Annotated in this window: 13 protein-coding genes; 10 read left to right on the top strand and 3 right to left on the bottom strand. The window is 67.2% G+C overall.

All coding sequences use genetic code 11. From position 1 onward, the window contains the following. Nucleotides 1–312: 312 nt before the first annotated feature. Both IU514_RS01170 and IU514_RS01165 read left to right on the top strand, forming a co-directional pair. On the top strand, nucleotides 313–516 hold the full coding sequence (locus tag IU514_RS01170; RefSeq protein ID WP_194929233.1) for a hypothetical protein: 204 nt from the start codon (nucleotides 313–315) through the stop codon (nucleotides 514–516). Then, on the top strand, nucleotides 513–752 hold the full coding sequence (locus tag IU514_RS01165) for a hypothetical protein (RefSeq protein ID WP_194929232.1): 240 nt from the start codon (nucleotides 513–515) through the stop codon (nucleotides 750–752). Before IU514_RS01170 ends, IU514_RS01165 begins: the two co-directional genes overlap by 4 nt. 17 nt (nucleotides 753–769) lie before the next feature. On the opposite strand, the gene IU514_RS01160 is transcribed toward IU514_RS01165, so the two are convergent. Beyond that, nucleotides 770–4,285, bottom strand: coding sequence for a ligand-binding sensor domain-containing protein (locus IU514_RS01160; RefSeq protein WP_194929231.1), 3,516 nt, complete (start codon nucleotides 4,283–4,285; stop codon nucleotides 770–772). Nucleotides 4,286–4,447: 162 nt separating this feature from the next. Here IU514_RS01160 and IU514_RS01155 point away from each other — a divergent pair, with 162 nt between their 5' ends. The 4 genes from IU514_RS01155 (at nucleotide 4,448) to IU514_RS01140 (ending at nucleotide 6,643) form a co-directional block, all read left to right on the top strand. After that, entirely contained in the window at nucleotides 4,448–5,179 is a 732-nt protein-coding gene (locus IU514_RS01155; protein ID WP_194929230.1) for a YceI family protein, read from the top strand. Then, entirely contained in the window at nucleotides 5,176–5,766 is a 591-nt protein-coding gene (locus tag IU514_RS01150; RefSeq protein WP_194929229.1) for a cytochrome b, read from the top strand. The genes IU514_RS01155 and IU514_RS01150 overlap by 4 nt, the downstream gene beginning before the upstream one ends. Next, a complete protein-coding gene (locus tag IU514_RS01145) occupies nucleotides 5,766–6,332 on the top strand; it encodes a YceI family protein (protein WP_194929228.1) in 567 nt (188 codons plus the stop codon). The genes IU514_RS01150 and IU514_RS01145 overlap by 1 nt, the downstream gene beginning before the upstream one ends. A gap of 158 nt (nucleotides 6,333–6,490) precedes the next feature. After that, nucleotides 6,491–6,643 (top strand): hypothetical protein, encoded by a 153-nt coding sequence (locus IU514_RS01140; RefSeq protein ID WP_194929227.1) that lies wholly within the window; start codon nucleotides 6,491–6,493, stop codon nucleotides 6,641–6,643. A 13-nt stretch (nucleotides 6,644–6,656) separates the two neighbouring features. Here the strand turns inward: IU514_RS01140 and IU514_RS01135 are convergent, their stop codons facing one another. After that, nucleotides 6,657–6,911, bottom strand: a complete 255-nt coding sequence (locus IU514_RS01135; protein WP_386760409.1) for a glutaredoxin family protein — start codon at nucleotides 6,909–6,911, stop codon at nucleotides 6,657–6,659. A gap of 102 nt (nucleotides 6,912–7,013) precedes the next feature. Between IU514_RS01135 and IU514_RS01130 the strand changes: the two genes are divergently transcribed. Beyond that, nucleotides 7,014–8,396 (top strand): L-serine ammonia-lyase, encoded by a 1,383-nt coding sequence (locus IU514_RS01130; RefSeq protein ID WP_194929226.1) that lies wholly within the window; start codon nucleotides 7,014–7,016, stop codon nucleotides 8,394–8,396. Nucleotides 8,397–8,575: 179 nt separating this feature from the next. Here the strand turns inward: IU514_RS01130 and IU514_RS01125 are convergent, their stop codons facing one another. Next, complete coding sequence (locus IU514_RS01125; RefSeq protein WP_194929225.1) at nucleotides 8,576–10,078, bottom strand: arylsulfatase; 1,503 nt, start codon at nucleotides 10,076–10,078, stop codon at nucleotides 8,576–8,578. A gap of 373 nt (nucleotides 10,079–10,451) precedes the next feature. On the opposite strand from IU514_RS01125, the gene IU514_RS01120 reads away from it, so the two are divergent. Genes IU514_RS01120 through IU514_RS01110 form a run of 3 tightly spaced genes read left to right on the top strand, consistent with a single transcriptional unit; the run spans nucleotide 10,452 to nucleotide 15,138 of the window. Then, entirely contained in the window at nucleotides 10,452–13,304 is a 2,853-nt protein-coding gene (locus IU514_RS01120) for a xanthine dehydrogenase family protein molybdopterin-binding subunit (RefSeq protein WP_194929224.1), read from the top strand. Beyond that, nucleotides 13,301–13,873, top strand: a complete 573-nt coding sequence (locus IU514_RS01115; RefSeq protein ID WP_194929223.1) for a (2Fe-2S)-binding protein — start codon at nucleotides 13,301–13,303, stop codon at nucleotides 13,871–13,873. Before IU514_RS01120 ends, IU514_RS01115 begins: the two co-directional genes overlap by 4 nt. Next, on the top strand, nucleotides 13,870–15,138 hold the full coding sequence (locus IU514_RS01110; RefSeq protein ID WP_194929222.1) for a c-type cytochrome: 1,269 nt from the start codon (nucleotides 13,870–13,872) through the stop codon (nucleotides 15,136–15,138). The genes IU514_RS01115 and IU514_RS01110 overlap by 4 nt, the downstream gene beginning before the upstream one ends. Nucleotides 15,139–15,177 lie beyond the last annotated feature (39 nt).

The following is a 15,177-nucleotide window of genomic DNA, read 5'->3' as shown; positions in this document are numbered from 1 at the left end:
CTGACGCGAAACCGACTCGCCATCTTCACCCGGCGTAGGCAGCGCCGGTCCCATGCTGTGCCTGCGGTCAGGATGCGGGACCGGAAGCCAAGCCCGATGTGCGACACGTAGGAGTTTTCCTACGGTCCGGCGCGCTGTCGGCCGACGGCAGGTTTCGGACCCATACAGCATTCTGACTGCGCCCCGGCAGCCCGGCCTTTGCGATGGTCAAGGAACCACCGCTCAGCAAAGGATTACAGGCCGTCCGCTTGAGCAACGGGTTGGCTGGGCCGGGGCGCCTTTTTCTTCCGAGTTCGGAGCCGGGGCTTCGCGATGGCGCACGTGCTAGACCGCGCAATTCGTACCGGACGACGTGCCGACCGCATCCGGCAGGGTGTGCGCCGCTTCCTGGTCGTGTGGCTGACGGTGGCGGCACTCGCCCTGATGGCGCACGCGATCGCCCCCGCCCAGACCGGGCACGCGAAGCCGCCGGAAAACAGGCTGCTTCAAAGCAGCGTGGGGGAGCCCAGACGATGAGTTACCGGGTCGAAATCCGCGAGTCCGGATCGACCGGACCCTGCGTCTCCATGCCTTCGACATTGCACTGCCACGGCACGCTGCACGACGCTGCCACGGCCGGGCGGCGCGACGCCCACCTGCATGCCCGTACGAGCCGCCGCAACGTGGTCGTGCGCGTGTACGGCGAAACCGGTGAACTGGTCGTCGCGGCACCGATCCGCTCCGGGGCCGGGATCGACGCCCCCCAGGCCTGAGCGGGCACAGCCGTGGCTCAGGCCACGGCATCCTCCAGCAGTTCGTTCAACAACGCGCCCGTCACCGGCTTGCGCATGAAGCGGTCGAACCCGGCCGCCAGCGCCTGCGGCACTGCCTCGGCATCCGCTCGCGCGGTGATGGCGATCAAGGGACGGTCAAATCCCTGCGCACGCAACTGCCTGGCCAAGGCGAAACCATCCATCCCCGGCAGGTCCAGGTCCAGCAGCGCGGCATCGAACCGGCGAGTGGCCGCTTCGGTCAGGCCTGCCAGGGCGTGGCCGGCATGTTCGACCCGGTGCCCCTGCGCCCGCAGCAGCCCGGCTATCACATCGGCGACCGTCGGATCGTCCTCGACCAGAAGCAGGCAGAGGCGGCGTCCAGCCGGCGCGGCAGCGGGTGACGAGGGCCCGTTCTCGGGCAATACCGCTTCGGCAAGCGGCAGACTGACGTTGAAGCACGCGCCTTCGCCAGGCTGGCTGTCGACCGTGATCGCGCCCGCCATCGCCGCCGTCAGTTCGTGGCAGATCGCCAGGCCCAGACCGCTACCGCCGTAACGGGCGCTGGCGCCTTCCGCCTGCTCGAAACGGCGGAACAACCGCGTCAGTTGTTCCTCGTTGAGGCCGGGGCCGGTGTCGGCGATGTCGAAGCGCACACCTTGCGGAGCGAGCGCCGAGACCTCCAACGAAACGCTCCCGTGCTCGGTGAACTTGATCGCATTGCCGAGCAGGTTCAGCAGGATCTGGCGCACGCGGATCGGATCGCCACGCAATCCGCGCGGCGCATCGGCAGAGACGGTCGCCGCGAATGCCAAACCCTTGCGCTGTGCCAGCGGCTCCATCAGCTTGACCGCATCCGTCACCAGCGTACGCAATTCGAATACTTCGTCCGCGAGCTCCAGTCGTCCCGATTCGATCCTGGCAAGGTCGAGCGCTTCGTTGACGAGGCGCAGCAGATGCTCGCCGGCGCCATGGATCGATTCGGCATAGCCGCGCTGCTGCGGGTCGAGCGGCGTGCCAAGCAGCAGCTCGCTCATGCCGAGTACGCCGGTCATCGGAGTCCGCACTTCATGGCCCAGGTTTGCGAGGAACTGGGTCTTGGCCAGCGAACCCTGCTCGGCAAGTTCGCGCTTCTGTTCGGCGAGCAGCCACGCATGGCGGCGCTTGAGCCGCGTGCGATAGGTATCGGCCAACGTCCACAGCAGCAGTACGGCGAGGCCTGCGAATCCGGCGAGCGCCCACCACGTCTGCCACCATGGCGGCGAAACGCTGAACTCGATGACCTTCGCGCCCGACCAGACGTTGTCAGCGGCGCGCGCCTTCACTTCCAGGCGGTATTGCCCGGGCTTGAGCTGCGAGAAGACGCGCTCGCCGGTGGAACCGACATCGACCCAGTCGCGGTCATATCCGCGAAGGCGAAAGCGGTAGGCGTGGTTGAGGGCGTCGTTGAACGACAGCAGCCGCGCGACGATGCGCAGGTCACGATCGTCGTGCCCGATCGAAAAAGCGCGGCCAGGCGTGAAGCCCATCCGCGAATCGCCGCGGCGCACATCGACGGTCTCGATCGTCAGTTGGGGCGCAATCTCGGCCGGCCGGACCGTGGCGGGATCGAACAACACCAGCCCATCGGTGCTGCCGGCCAGGATGCGACCGTCTCCGCGGCGGGCGGCCGGACCGTCCTCGAACTCCTGGCCGGGCAGTCCGTCGCGCACGCCGTAGACCCGCACCGACTCCGCCCGGGGATCCACGCGGATCAACCCGCGCACGCTGGTCAGCCAGACCAGTCCCGCCGCGTCCACCGTCAGCCCGCTCGGCTCGAGCTCAGGGAAGCCGTGGCGCGCGTCGATGCGTCGCTCCAGCTGCAGGGCCTCGCCATCCCAGCGATACGACTCCACCGCGCCCAGCCGCGCCAGCCAGATGCGGTCGTCGTGGCCGATGGCGTAGCCGTACACGTGCTCGGCGGGAGCGCCCGGCACCGGCTCGAAGCGTTTGGATCCGGCATTCCACGCAAACAACCCGCGCGCCGCGGCTATCCACACCGTGCCGTCGGGCGCCAGACCGAGATGCTGGAACTCCGTGCCGGACGGCAGTCCACGGCCATCGCCGGCGGCCACCTTCCATTGCACGCGGCCCTCGCCGTCGCGCACCTCCACCTGGTTGCTGTCGGTGGCGATCCAGATCAGGCCGTCGGACGTCTGCGTGAAGTAGGCGTCGCCGGGCGGCGCGGGATCGCGCTTGCTGTCACTGATCCATCGCCGCAACTGCTTGCGGATCGGATCGATGCGCGCCAGGCCGTCCTGGTAGCCGACCCAGACGAAACCGTCGCGATCCTCGAAAACGCTCGCCAGCACGAAGCCGGCACCGACATCCTTCCAGACATGCTCGACCCGCCCGCTCTCGGGATCGAGCCGGTCCAGCACGCCGCCCGTACCGACCAGCCACATGTCGCCATTGGCCGCAGGTGCGATCCCACGCACGTGCGCGTTCGCGATCGTCGTGGTGTCGTCGAGGCGGCGCGAGAGCGTGGCGAAACGCCTCCAGTTCGGCGGCAGGTACCACAGGCCGCTGTTGGAACTGGCGAACCACACCCCGCCTTCGCGATCCTCGTAACCACCGACCCACAGCGGCCGCACCAGGCCATTGGCCGCTTCGCTGTAGAGCGGGACCACCGACACCTGGTCGTCGCCGTCGCGTCCGAGGCCGGCGGCGATGTCCAGCCAGTACTGCCCGGCGCGATCACGCAGCAGCACGTGCCAGATGGCGTCGCGGAATCCAACCTCGCGCCACGGGCTCTTCGAGAAACTGCCGTTGGGCCTGCGCACGCTGACGCCGGCGGGCGTACCGATCCACAGCGTCCCGTCAGGCTCCACCATGAGGCCATTGATGGACGGCGAACTCAGCGCATCGGCGGGAACCCGCTCGAAATCGCGGCCGTTCCAGCGCGCGACGCCCGCCTTGGTGCCGATCCACAGCGAACCGTCGGGCGCGCGTGCGAGCTGGCCGATGCTGGCGTCGGGCAGACTGCGGGTATCGCCGGCCCGCGGCATAAAGCGGGTCACCCTGTCGTCAGCCGCGATGCGGTACAAGCCGGCATCGGAAGTGCCGAACCAGATCGCGCCATCCTTCGTCGAAGCGATCGACCAGATGTCATTGCTCGCCAGCACGGGCGTGTTGGCCCGATCGTAATGACGGAAGCGGCTGCGTGCGGCATCCAGTACCGCCAGGCCACCCTGCCGCGTGCCCACCCAGACCCGGTTGCGAGCGTCCACATGCACCGACCACACGAAGTTGTCGCGCAGTCCCTGCTCGGTCCGCCAGATGCGGAAGGCGATGCCGTCGTAGCGCGCAAGGCCGTCGCTGGTGGCGATCCAGAGGTAGCCGTGCTGGTCCTCGGCGATGCCGTTGATGCGATTGGACGGCAGGCCATGGGCCACCGTGAGCTGCCGCGGCCGCGGCGTCTCGGGCAATCCGGCCCAGGCCGGCATCCATGCCAGTGCTGCGAACAGCCACAGCACGATCAGTGTGCAACGTCGCATCAGGCGTCCTCTTCCCCGCCGCCCTCCCGCGGGGCGGCCGAATCCTCGCAACGCATCGTTGCACACGCAAGCCTCCGCCGCGGCCATCGCCTCGGCATGATGTGCGCGCCCGGGCATCCGCCCCTTCTAGAATCCACCCAGCCCCGCCTCTGGAATGACCTGATGCTCCGCCGCGTCCTCCCATCGCTCGGCCTGATGCTCGGCGTGGCCTCCTGGTCCTCAGCCGGCGCCGCGGGCCCCGAAACCTATGAGCTCGATCCGGTCCATACGCGCGTGCTGTTCGCGGTCAGTCACGCCGGATTCTCGAAGGCGCTGGGCACCGTGTCCGGCAGCACCGGCACGCTGGTGTTCGATCGCGACGACTGGCGCAGCGCGCGACTGGACGTGCGCGTGCCGATACAGCACCTGGACCTGGGCGATGCGAAGTGGAACGAGGCGGTGCTGGGCATCAACCTGCTCGACGGCAAGCGCCATCCGGAAGCGCATTTCGTGTCCACGTCGGTCGAACCTGGCGAAGCCGACCGCGCCCGCGTCTGTGGCGACCTGACCCTGCGCGGTATGACGCGCCCGCTCTGCATGGACGTAACGCTCAACGCGCTGAAGCGCCACCCGCTGCCACCGTTCCGGCGCACCGCCGGCTTCTCGGCCACCGCAACATTGAGCCGGGCCGAGTACGGCATCATCACGTGGAAGAACGTCATCGGTGACAGCGTGGACCTGCGCATCGAGGCCGAAGCGGTGATCGGCAAGCCCGACGAGCGCGGCGCGGCGCACGTCGAGACCCAAGCCCCGGCACCAATCGAACCCGCGGTTGAACCAGATCCTTCCGAACCGGCTTCCACTGATCAGCCGGAAACCGAACCCGAACCCACGCCTCCCGAACCGACACCATGACGCTGAAAAACACCGACGAGCGCTGGGGCGCCATCAGCCAGCTGCTGCATTGGCTGATCGTGCTGCTGATCCTGATCCTGGCCGTGGTCGGACTGGTCATGGTCGAGCTGCCTAAGTCGCCCCGCTACTTCTGGGTCTACGACCTGCACAAGTCGACCGGGCTGGCGGTAATCGCACTGGTGGTGGTCCGCCTGCTGTGGCGCTGGTATGCCGGCGCGCCGCGCCCAGTGCCCGGCTCGCCGCATTGGCAGGAGCGCATCGCCAACATCACGCACTGGTTGCTGTATGCCCTGATGTTCGCCGTGCCGCTGTCGGGCTGGTTGTTCGATTCGGTCAGCGGGCTGCGACCGCTGCGCTTCTTCGGTCTGTTCAAGGTTCCCAAGCTGCTGCCGCCCAGCCAGTCGCTGCAGCCTGTGATGCGCGACTCGCACGAGTGGCTGTTCTGGTTGCTGGTGGCGCTGGTGGCGGTGCATGCCGCCGCTGCGTTCTACCACCACCTGTTCCAGCACGACGCGACCCTGAGGCGCATGCTGCCGTCGCGCCGCCGCAACGTCTCCTCCCCATCCCCCGCTTCGGAGATCCGCTGATGTCGATCCAGTTTCCCGGTGCAATGGCTGCCGTCCTGGCCGCCCTTGCATTCGCCACGCCGGCGAGCGCCGCCGATTACGTGCAGGCCGCCGGTTCCAGCCTGACCTTCGCCAGCAAGTACGAAGGCGAAGTGTTCACCGGCAGATTCCCGGGCTTCACCACTCGTTTCAGCTTCGACCCCAAGCAACTCGCGACGTCCAAGCTCGACGTGACGATCCCGCTCGCCAGCGTCACCACTGCCAACGGCGAACGCGACGATGCCCTCAAGGGCAGCGATTTCTTCAGCGTCGGCAAGTTTCCGCAGGCGCGCTACACCGCGACGAAGTTCCGTAGCCTCGGCGGCAACCAGTACGCAGCCGACGGCACGCTGAGCCTTCGCGGCGCCAGCAAGCCGGTCACGCTGACCTTCACCTGGACGCCCGGCGCGCAGCCGGTGCTGCAGGGCAAGGCCACGGTGAAGCGCCTGGATTTCGGCGTGGGCAGCGGCGAGGACTGGGCCGATACGGACATGCTCCCGAACGAAGTGGCGGTCAGTACCAAGGTCGTGTTCGCACCCGCGAAGTGAAATCAAACGCGAGCAGCGTCGTCACCATGAACGGAGCCGCAAGGCTCCGTTCGCTTGTCGGCTGAAGGTGAAGGCCTTTACGGAATCGGGACGCGGAGCGGACGGCAGGGTTACGCCCGGCATGCGTTGATGGCCTCATCTGACACGGGACGGCCCGCATGATCCGCAAGCTCGCTTCGGGCGAATACCGCCTCTATTCGCGCAAGAAGGACCCGCGCACCGGCAAGCGCCGCAACCTGGGCACCTTCCCGACCCGCGCCGCGGCGGAAAAGCACGAGCGCGAAGTGCAGTACTTCAAGCGCCACGGCTGAACGCCGTCCACGCTTACTTCTCGAGGAAGCGGCGCACGCCCTCGGCGTCGAACGGCCAGTCCAGCTCCATGCCGCGGCCCTCGTCGCGCAGCACCGGCACGCGGATGCCGTAGCGCGTTTCCAGCGCATGGTCGTCGTCGATGAAGACGCTCTCGAACTCCGGTGCGCGTGCCACCGCCAGGACCTCGAGGGCGAGGTCGCAAAGGTGGCAGTCGTCGCGCTGGAACAGGGTCAGTTCGGGCATCAGCACGGGGATGTGATCGGACATCGGCAGTGCGGGACAGTATGGCGGGAAGGGGCCTTCGGGGCGCGTAGAATAGCCTGATCGCCCCGCTTGCCATCCCTCGTGGGGCTCCAGGAGTAGTTACACGTGGCCGTCAGCAGTTTCGATTTGTTCAAGATCGGCATCGGGCCGAGTTCCTCGCACACCGTCGGCCCGATGCGCGCCGCCGCCCGTTTCGTCCAGCGCTGGCTGATCGAAAACGGGGATCTGGCCCGCACCGCCCGCGTCCGCGCCGAAGTCTTCGGCTCGCTGGCCCTGACCGGCCGCGGCCACGGCACCGACAAGGCGGTGCTGATGGGGCTGGAGGGCCACTGGCCCAACGAGATCGACCCCGACATCATCCCCGACGCGCTGGAACGCATCCGCGGCGAGAAGCGCATCCGCCTGTTCGGCCAGCACGAGGTCGCCTTCGAAGAGAAGCACGACCTGATCATGAACAAGCGCCAGAAGCTGCCGTTCCACACCAACGGCATGCGCTTCACCGCCTACGACGCCGACGGCGAGGTGATCGCCACGCGCGACTATTACTCGGTCGGCGGCGGCTTCGTGGTCAACCAGGACGAAGCGGCGGAAGACCGCATCGTCGCCGACACCACCGACCTGCCCTACCCGTTCCATTCCGGCGACGAGCTGCTGGCGCAGTGCAAGCAGAACGGCCTGAGCATCGCCGAGCTGATGTACGCCAACGAGCAGGTGTGGCGCACGCCGGAGGAGATCAACGCCGGCCTCGACGAGATCTGGAACGCGATGCAGGCCTGCATGCTGCGCGGCGTCCGCGCGAAGGGCACGCTTCCGGGCGGACTGCATGTCTCGCGTCGCGCACCGGCGCTGCACAACGAACTGTCCTCGCGCCCCGAAGCGGCCATGCGCGACCCGCTGACCACGCTGGACTGGGTCAACCTCTATGCGCTGGCGGTCAACGAAGAAAATGCGGCCGGCGGCCGCGTAGTGACCGCGCCCACCAATGGCGCGGCCGGCATCATCCCGTCGGTGCTGCACTACTACGACCGCTTCTGCCCGGGTGCCAACATCCAGGGCGTGCGCACGTTCCTGCTGACCGCCGCGGCGGTGGGCATCCTCTACAAGGAAAACGCCTCGATCTCCGGCGCCGAGGTCGGCTGCCAGGGCGAAGTCGGCGTGGCCTGCTCGATGGCCGCCGCCGGCCTGACTGCCGCCATCGGCGGCACACCCAGCCAGATCGAGAACGCCGCTGAGATCGGCATGGAGCACAACCTCGGCCTGACCTGCGACCCGATCGGCGGCCTGGTGCAGATCCCCTGCATCGAACGCAACGCGATGGGCGCGGTGAAGGCGATCAACGCCAGCCGCATGGCGATGCGCGGCGACGGCAAGCACAAGGTCAGCCTGGACAAGGTCATCAAGACCATGCGCGACACCGGCCGCGACATGCAGGACAAGTACAAGGAAACCTCGCGCGGCGGCCTGGCGGTCAACGTCATCGAGTGCTGACCGCCTGCGGCGCCGCGACCGGGCGGCGCCTGCATCGTGCAGATCAAGTCAAAAGGATTAGCCCGCGCACACGGGCGAAATCAAAAGCGTGCCGAGCGGACGCCCCTCCGCCGATGTGATGCCATGCGTTGCGGCCCGCCTCCAGGGCGGGCCGCAACGGAACGTCATGGAAACAGACGTCATGCGCCGCCGGACGAAGCATTCTCCAGACTGGCGAGCACGCTCTCCAGATTGAAGGTGGCCGCCTTCTGGCTCGGGGGGAACTCCTTGAAACTCATCAGGAACTCCTGGACGTAGGCTTGCGCCGGCACCAGCAGGTAGATGCGTCGGAACATCCAGTCGTAGTAAGTGTTCGAGGTGATCTGCGCACGCTCATACGGATCTGTTCGCAGATTGAAGATGTATGGCGTGCGCAACGTGATGAACGGCTCCTGCCAGATCTTCAGCGTGCCGGGGACACGCTGCTCCATGAACAACATCTTCCAGTTCTCGTAGCGCAGCGCAGCGACCTCGCCCTCGTCGGTGAAATAGACGAACGACTTGCGCGGACTCTGTTTTTCCTTGCCAGTCAGGTACGGCCACAGGTTGTAGCCGTCCAGGTGCACCTTGAAGGTCTTGTTGCCGACCTTGTGCCCCTTCAGGAGCTTCTCCTTGATGTCGGCATCGCCGGCGATCGCAAGGATGGTGGGGAACCAGTCCTGGTGACTGACGATCTCGTTGGACTCCGACCCGGCCGCGATCTTGCCAGGGAAGCGCACCATGCACGGGATGCGGTAGGCGCCTTCCCAACTCGAGTTCTTCTCGTTGCGGAATGGCGTGGTGCCGGCATCCGGCCAGGTGTTCATGTGCGGCCCGTTGTCGGTGCTGTACTGCACGAACGTGTTGTCCGCAATGCCGAGCTCGTCGAGAAGAGCGAGCATCTGGCCGATGCAATCGTCGTGGTACAGCATCGTGTCGTGGTATTCGGACTGCCAGTGTCCGGCCTTCCCGCGCCAATCCGGATGCACGTGCGTGAAGGCATGCATGTGCGTGGTGTTGAACCAGACGAAGAACGGTTCGCCTGCTTCGTGCGCGGCCTTGATGAACTTCTTGGCGGCCTCCATGAACTCTTCGTCGCAGGTTTCCATCCGCTTCTTCGTGAGCGGGCCAGTGTTCTCGATCTTCTGCCCGCCCTTGCCGTCGGCCCAGCAATGCAGCACGCCGCGCGGCCCGTACTTCTTCTTGAACTCGGGATCGATCGGGTAATCGACGTGTTCCGGCTCTTCCTCGGCGTTCAGGTGGTAGAGGTTGCCGAAGAACTCATCGAAACCATGCATGGTCGGCAGGTGCTCGTCCAGGTCGCCCAGGTGGTTCTTGCCGAATTGGCCGGTGCGATAGCCCTGCCCCTTGAGGGCTTCGGCGACGGTGATGTCCTTTGCCTTGAGCCCGAGTCCTGCGCCGGGGAGGCCGACCTTGGTGAGCCCGGTCCGCAGGCCGCATTGTCCGGTAAGGAACGACGCGCGGCCCGCCGTACAGCTTTGCTCTGCGTAGGCATCGGTGAAGATCATCCCTTCCTTCGCGATCCGGTCGATGTTGGGCGTGCGATAACCCATCAAGCCCTTCGTATAGCAACTCAGATTCGACTGGCCAATGTCGTCCCCCCACATCACGAGAATGTTGGGTTGCTTCGTCTTGCTTGCCATGCGCGCGTCTCCTCGAACTTGATGGGAGCTGGATTGGCCTGACGACACGCGGGGAAGCGGGATCGCGCCTTCCGCATCAACCAGCGGGACGGGCGAGGCACGTCGTTGATATCCAGTGAGCCAGGCATTTGGCGCCTTGGCGCCGAGGCCCCGAACGGGCCTTGCGAAACGATACGGATTCGCCGTTGTCACCGGGTGATGACAACTTCCGGTGGTTTATCAGGAACCGCCTGCGCAGAGCCGACGTCGGCACGCTCCCGGGCCGACGATAGCTGCGGCCGCCAACGTCCTGGGGAATAGTTTCTGCTGCCGTGGTTAGGCGGTCCCGGCAACTGTGGTTAAGATCGCCGCAGGCCAGCCGGAGCGCTTCGCCATGCCAGCCCGCTTGAGTCGCCGCGACTTCCTGAAGTGCAGCGTGGTCGCGGGCATCGCGGTCTATATCGCGCCACCGGGCAGCGCGGCGCTGGCAGCGCTGTTCGAACGCGAGCGGCAGCGGCCGTTGCCTTGGGACGCCTCGACCGGCCGCATCCGATACCGCACCGACGCCACCGCCAAGGTCACCGGCGAGAAGGTCTTCAGCTACGACATCCGCGGCCGCGACATGCCCGGCTGGCCACAAGAGCAGGCGCACGCAATGCTGCTGCGGGTCGGCCGTGCCGACCGAGCCTACGCAGGCTTCGATCTGTCGATCCTCGATGCCACGCTCAAGCCCGACCACATCGTCACCGCCGCCGACCTGGAGCGCGACGGCGTGCGTTTCCCGCCGTTCTACGGCGAGGACATGTTGCTGCCGGAAGGCAAGACGCCGGCCTATCTCGGTCACGCCGTGGCACTGCTCGTGTGGCACGACTTCGCCCGCTTCCGCACTGCCAAGACCGCGCTGAAGTTCCATGACGAAGTAATCCGCTGGGGCGCGCAGACCGGCCCCCTGGAGCGTCCGCCGTGGGCCAGCTTCCGTTACGTGCGCGTAGGTGGCGCGACACCTTTCGAAGACGACGCCTACTCCAGCCTCAAGGACACGCCGCTGTTCCCGGCGGGCTACCGCAAGAACATCCCGCAATGGCCACAGGGCAACGCCAACGGTGCCATCGACGCGCAAGGCATGGCACACGCCGAAGCCATCGCGACTGCGCTCGATGCGCCCGCTGCCGGCACGCTGGTGATGGAGCGCGAGTACTTCTCGCAGTCGATCGACACCGCCGCATTCGAGCTCGATAACGGCAACGGCTGGTTCGACCCCGCCACCGGCACGATGCACCTCGTCGCTGCCACCCAGTCTCCACACGAAGTCGCCGAGGACGGCGCGCGCATGCTGGCCGCCAGCGGGCTCGGCGTGAAACGCCTGATCCTGCACCCCTGCTACACCGTCGGCTACGGCTCCAAGGACCACAACCCGTTCCCGTTCTACGCGCTGATGGCGGGTCTGTACGGCGATGGCCGGCCCGTGCGGCTGGCCAACGACCGCTACGAGCAGTTCCAGTCGAGCCTGAAGCGCCACAGCTTCCGCATCCGCTATCGAATCGCGGTGGATCGAGCCAGCGGAAAGTTCGACATCTTCCAGGGCACGATGCACGGCGACGGTGGCGGCCGCCAGAACTTCTCGCCCTCGGTGTGCCTGGTCGCTGCGACGGCGGCGCAGTCGATCTACTACTTTCCCCAAAGCGACCTGGCCAGCACGGTCATCTCATCGCGCGCGCTCGACGCCGGTTCGGCACGCGGCTACGGCACGTTGCAGAGCATGGGCGCGACCGAGATGCTGGTCGACGAAGTCGCGGCCGAGCTCAAGCTCGACCCGATCGAACTGCGCCAGCGCAACGTGTTCACATCGGGGATGAAGAACACGCAGGGCGCGATTCCCGGCGGCGCACAGCGCGCCGACGAGGTGCTGGCGAAGTGCCGCGCGCATCCGCTATGGCAGCAGCGAGAACAGCGCAAACGCGAGTTCGAAGCCGCGCATCCGGGCAAGCGCTACGGAATCGGCTTCGGCTGCGTGCAGAAGGATTTCGGCACCGGTGCCGAAGCCGCGTTCGCCGAGGTGTCGCTGTCGCGCGAAGGGAAGGTGCTGCTGCGGCACATCGGCATCGACATGGGCACCGGCATGGCCACCAGCCAGTCGGCGCTGTGTATTCCCTGGCTCGGCCGACCCGCCGACGAAATCCGCACCGGCGACACGCAGTGGCCGGAGTTGCCGATGTTCGAGACCGGCGATCCCTGGCTGATGCAGCAGGCCGAACAGGATCGCAACGTCGGCAACCCTCGCTGGACGCCGCACTACGTCAGCCCGAGCAGCGCCAGCAACTCGGCGTATTTCTTCGGCCACGCCACCCGCGAAGCGGCGCGGCTGCTGTTCACGCAGGGCCTGTGGCCGGCGGCGCTGGCGATCTGGGGCCAGGGCTTCGGCGGCGGCCAGCTTGCACCGCTGGTCGTGCGGCGCGAAGAAGCGCGCTGGGTCGACGGCAAGCTCACCGCCGGCGGACTCACGCCATTGCCGTTGCAGCAACTGGTCGCCAAGGCGTTCGAACTGGGCTTGGCGACCGGCGCGATCGTGCACACGTTCAACCGCTGGCAGTGGGCCGAGGCGGAGTTCCCCCTCGAAGGCAGCGATGCACGCCTGCCGCTGGACGGCATCGCGCTGCGCTGGGGCGATGGGCAAGGCGAAGGCCGGGGCACGCCGACCGCCAACGGCTACCGCATGATCGAGCGCACGCGCGCGCACTACCCGCCCGCGCAGCGCAACAACGCGGGCGTCGTCTACTACAGCGCGATCGGCACGATCGCCGAGGTTGCGGTCGATACGGCGAGCGGCGAAGTCGAGCTTCTCAACCATCACTCGGTGCTCGAATGCGGAAACCCGATCGTGCCTGAGCTCGTCTCCGGCCAGTTGCAGGGCGGGTTGGCGATGGGGATCGGCCATGCGCTGCATGAGTACCTGCCGCTGTACGAGGACGGCCCCGGCAACGGCACCTGGAACTTCAACCGCTACACGCTGCCTCGGGCGAAGGACGTGGCGGTGTGGCAACAGTCCGGCGAAGTGCTACCCGCGCTGTCCGACAGCGATCCACCGAAGGGCATGGCCGAAGTGGTGATGATCGCGGTGGTGCCCGCCATCGTGAACGCCATCGCCCACGCCACCGGGCTGCGCTTCCGCGAGTTGCCGGTGACTGCTGAAAAGGTGCGGTCGGCGCTCGCCAGCGGCCGCGTGGATGCCACGGAGGAAACGGCATGAGCGCCAAGCTGGGCAGCAAACGGCCGCTGCGCCTGCACGTCAACGGACGCGCGCACGGCCCGCTCGACATCCCCGAGGACATGATGCTGGTCGACGTGCTGCACGAGTACCTCGGCCTCACCGGCACGCGCTTCGGTTGCGGCCAGGGCGTGTGCCGCGCCTGCACCGTCATCGTCGACGACGAACACGGCCCGCGCGAGGTGCGCAGCTGCATCACCGGCGCGCATTACTTCGATGGCAAGCAGATCCGTACGGTCGAAGGGCACGCGAAGCGCGACGACACGGGCGCGATCACCGAGCTGTCACCGGTGCAGCAGGCCTTCCTCGACCACTTCAGTTTCCAGTGCGGCTATTGCACCCCGGGCTTCGTCAACGCCGCGACGGTGCTGGTCGAGCGCCTGAAGAAGACACCGGTCTCCCGCGACGCCCTCGAAGCCACGATCACCGAAGCGCTGAACCCGCACCTGTGCCGCTGCACGGGCTACGTCCGCTACTACCAGGCGGTGAAGGACCTGGTATTGGCAACGCCTGGCCTGGTGCGCGATGCCGGCAAGGAGGGCGCGCCATGACCCGCACCGGCTGGAAACGCATGCTGGCCTGGCTGCTGCTGATCGTGCTGGTGGTGGTACTGGTGTCGTGGCTGTCGCGCTGGTGGTCGTCGCGCGGCCCGATACAGCGCGTGTCGGCGACGCCGGAGCAGATCGCACACGGACGCCGCCTCGCCGATGCGGCCGATTGCGCCGCGTGCCACACCGCCGAAGGCGGCGCGCCGTTCGCCGGTGGAGTGCCGTTGGGCTCCCCGTTCGGCACGATCCACGGCACCAACATCACGCCCGATCCCGACCATGGCATCGGCCGTTACACCGCCGACGAGTTCTTCCACACCATCACGCGCGGCGAAGCCCGTGACGGGCACCAGCTCTATCCGGCGATGCCGTACGTGTCCTACAAGACGATGACGCGCGCCGACAGCGACGCGATCTATACGTTCCTCATGCAGCAACCGCCGGTGGCGCAGGCCAACCTGAAGAACGGCGTGCACTTCCCCTTCAACCTCCGCAGCGGCATCCACGGCTGGAACCTGTTGTTCGCAGGCGCCGAGACTCGCCCCGCATCGCAGGGCAGCTCCGTTTCCTGGCAGCGCGGCCGCTACCTGGTCGAAACACTCGGCCACTGCGGCGAATGCCACAGCCCGCGCGGCCGCTTTGGCCAGGTCGACCGCGACCATCCATTGGCCGGCAACAGCAGGATGGGCCGCTTCGCCGCTCCCGACATCACGCCGACGGCTTTGTCGGCGCGCGGCTGGGACGCCACGCAATTGCGCTCCTATCTCGGCGGCGGCGTCAGCGCCAATGCGGTGGCCTCCGACGAGATGCTGAAGGTGGTCAACCTGTCCACCAGCCGGCTGCCGGCGTCCGATCTCGATGCGATGGCCACCTACCTGCTCGGCGACACGCCGCCGCCGGCGAAGCGGATCGCATCCGCGACAAGTGGAACGCCCGAACAGGGCCGTCGACACTACCTCGATCTGTGCTCCGGCTGCCACGGCCGCGACGGCGAAGGCATGCCCAACGTCGCGGCCGCGCTGAGCACCAACAGCAGCGTGCGCGATGCCGATCCGCACAACCTGATCGTCGCCATCCTCGACGGTCTCCCGGAACACGACTTCCCGGGACTGGCGCGCATGCAGGACATGCCGGGCTTCGCCCAGGACCTCAACGACGACGACGTCGCCGCACTCGCGGGCTGGCTGCGCAGCCGGTTTGGCGGACAGCCCCACCCGGTCGATCGCGACGGCGTGCGCAGGCTCCGCGATGACATGCGGAGTCACTGACACGGAGGACCTCGCCCCGTACCAAGGTGCCTCTCATTT

Source organism: Lysobacter niastensis (assembly GCF_015453285.1).
GTDB classification, from domain to species: domain Bacteria; phylum Pseudomonadota; class Gammaproteobacteria; order Xanthomonadales; family Xanthomonadaceae; genus Lysobacter_J; species Lysobacter_J niastensis.
This window is presented reverse-complemented; position numbering and strand designations above follow the sequence as displayed.

Excerpts from the sequence above, each read along its gene's own strand:
- IU514_RS01140 (WP_194929227.1), top strand. The coding sequence starts at position 6,491 with ATGATCCGCAAGCTCGCTTCGGGCGAATACCGCCTCTATTCGCGCAAG.
- IU514_RS01150 (WP_194929229.1), top strand. The coding sequence starts at position 5,176 with ATGACGCTGAAAAACACCGACGAGCGCTGGGGCGCCATCAGCCAGCTG.
- IU514_RS01120 (WP_194929224.1), top strand. The coding sequence starts at position 10,452 with ATGCCAGCCCGCTTGAGTCGCCGCGACTTCCTGAAGTGCAGCGTGGTC.
- IU514_RS01115 (WP_194929223.1), top strand. The coding sequence starts at position 13,301 with ATGAGCGCCAAGCTGGGCAGCAAACGGCCGCTGCGCCTGCACGTCAAC.
- IU514_RS01170 (WP_194929233.1), top strand. The coding sequence starts at position 313 with ATGGCGCACGTGCTAGACCGCGCAATTCGTACCGGACGACGTGCCGAC.
- IU514_RS01155 (WP_194929230.1), top strand. The coding sequence starts at position 4,448 with ATGCTCCGCCGCGTCCTCCCATCGCTCGGCCTGATGCTCGGCGTGGCC.
- IU514_RS01165 (WP_194929232.1), top strand. The coding sequence starts at position 513 with ATGAGTTACCGGGTCGAAATCCGCGAGTCCGGATCGACCGGACCCTGC.
- IU514_RS01135 (WP_386760409.1), bottom strand. The coding sequence starts at position 6,911 with ATGTCCGATCACATCCCCGTGCTGATGCCCGAACTGACCCTGTTCCAG.
- IU514_RS01110 (WP_194929222.1), top strand. The coding sequence starts at position 13,870 with ATGACCCGCACCGGCTGGAAACGCATGCTGGCCTGGCTGCTGCTGATC.
- IU514_RS01160 (WP_194929231.1), bottom strand. The coding sequence starts at position 4,285 with ATGCGACGTTGCACACTGATCGTGCTGTGGCTGTTCGCAGCACTGGCA.
- IU514_RS01125 (WP_194929225.1), bottom strand. The coding sequence starts at position 10,078 with ATGGCAAGCAAGACGAAGCAACCCAACATTCTCGTGATGTGGGGGGAC.
- IU514_RS01145 (WP_194929228.1), top strand. The coding sequence starts at position 5,766 with ATGTCGATCCAGTTTCCCGGTGCAATGGCTGCCGTCCTGGCCGCCCTT.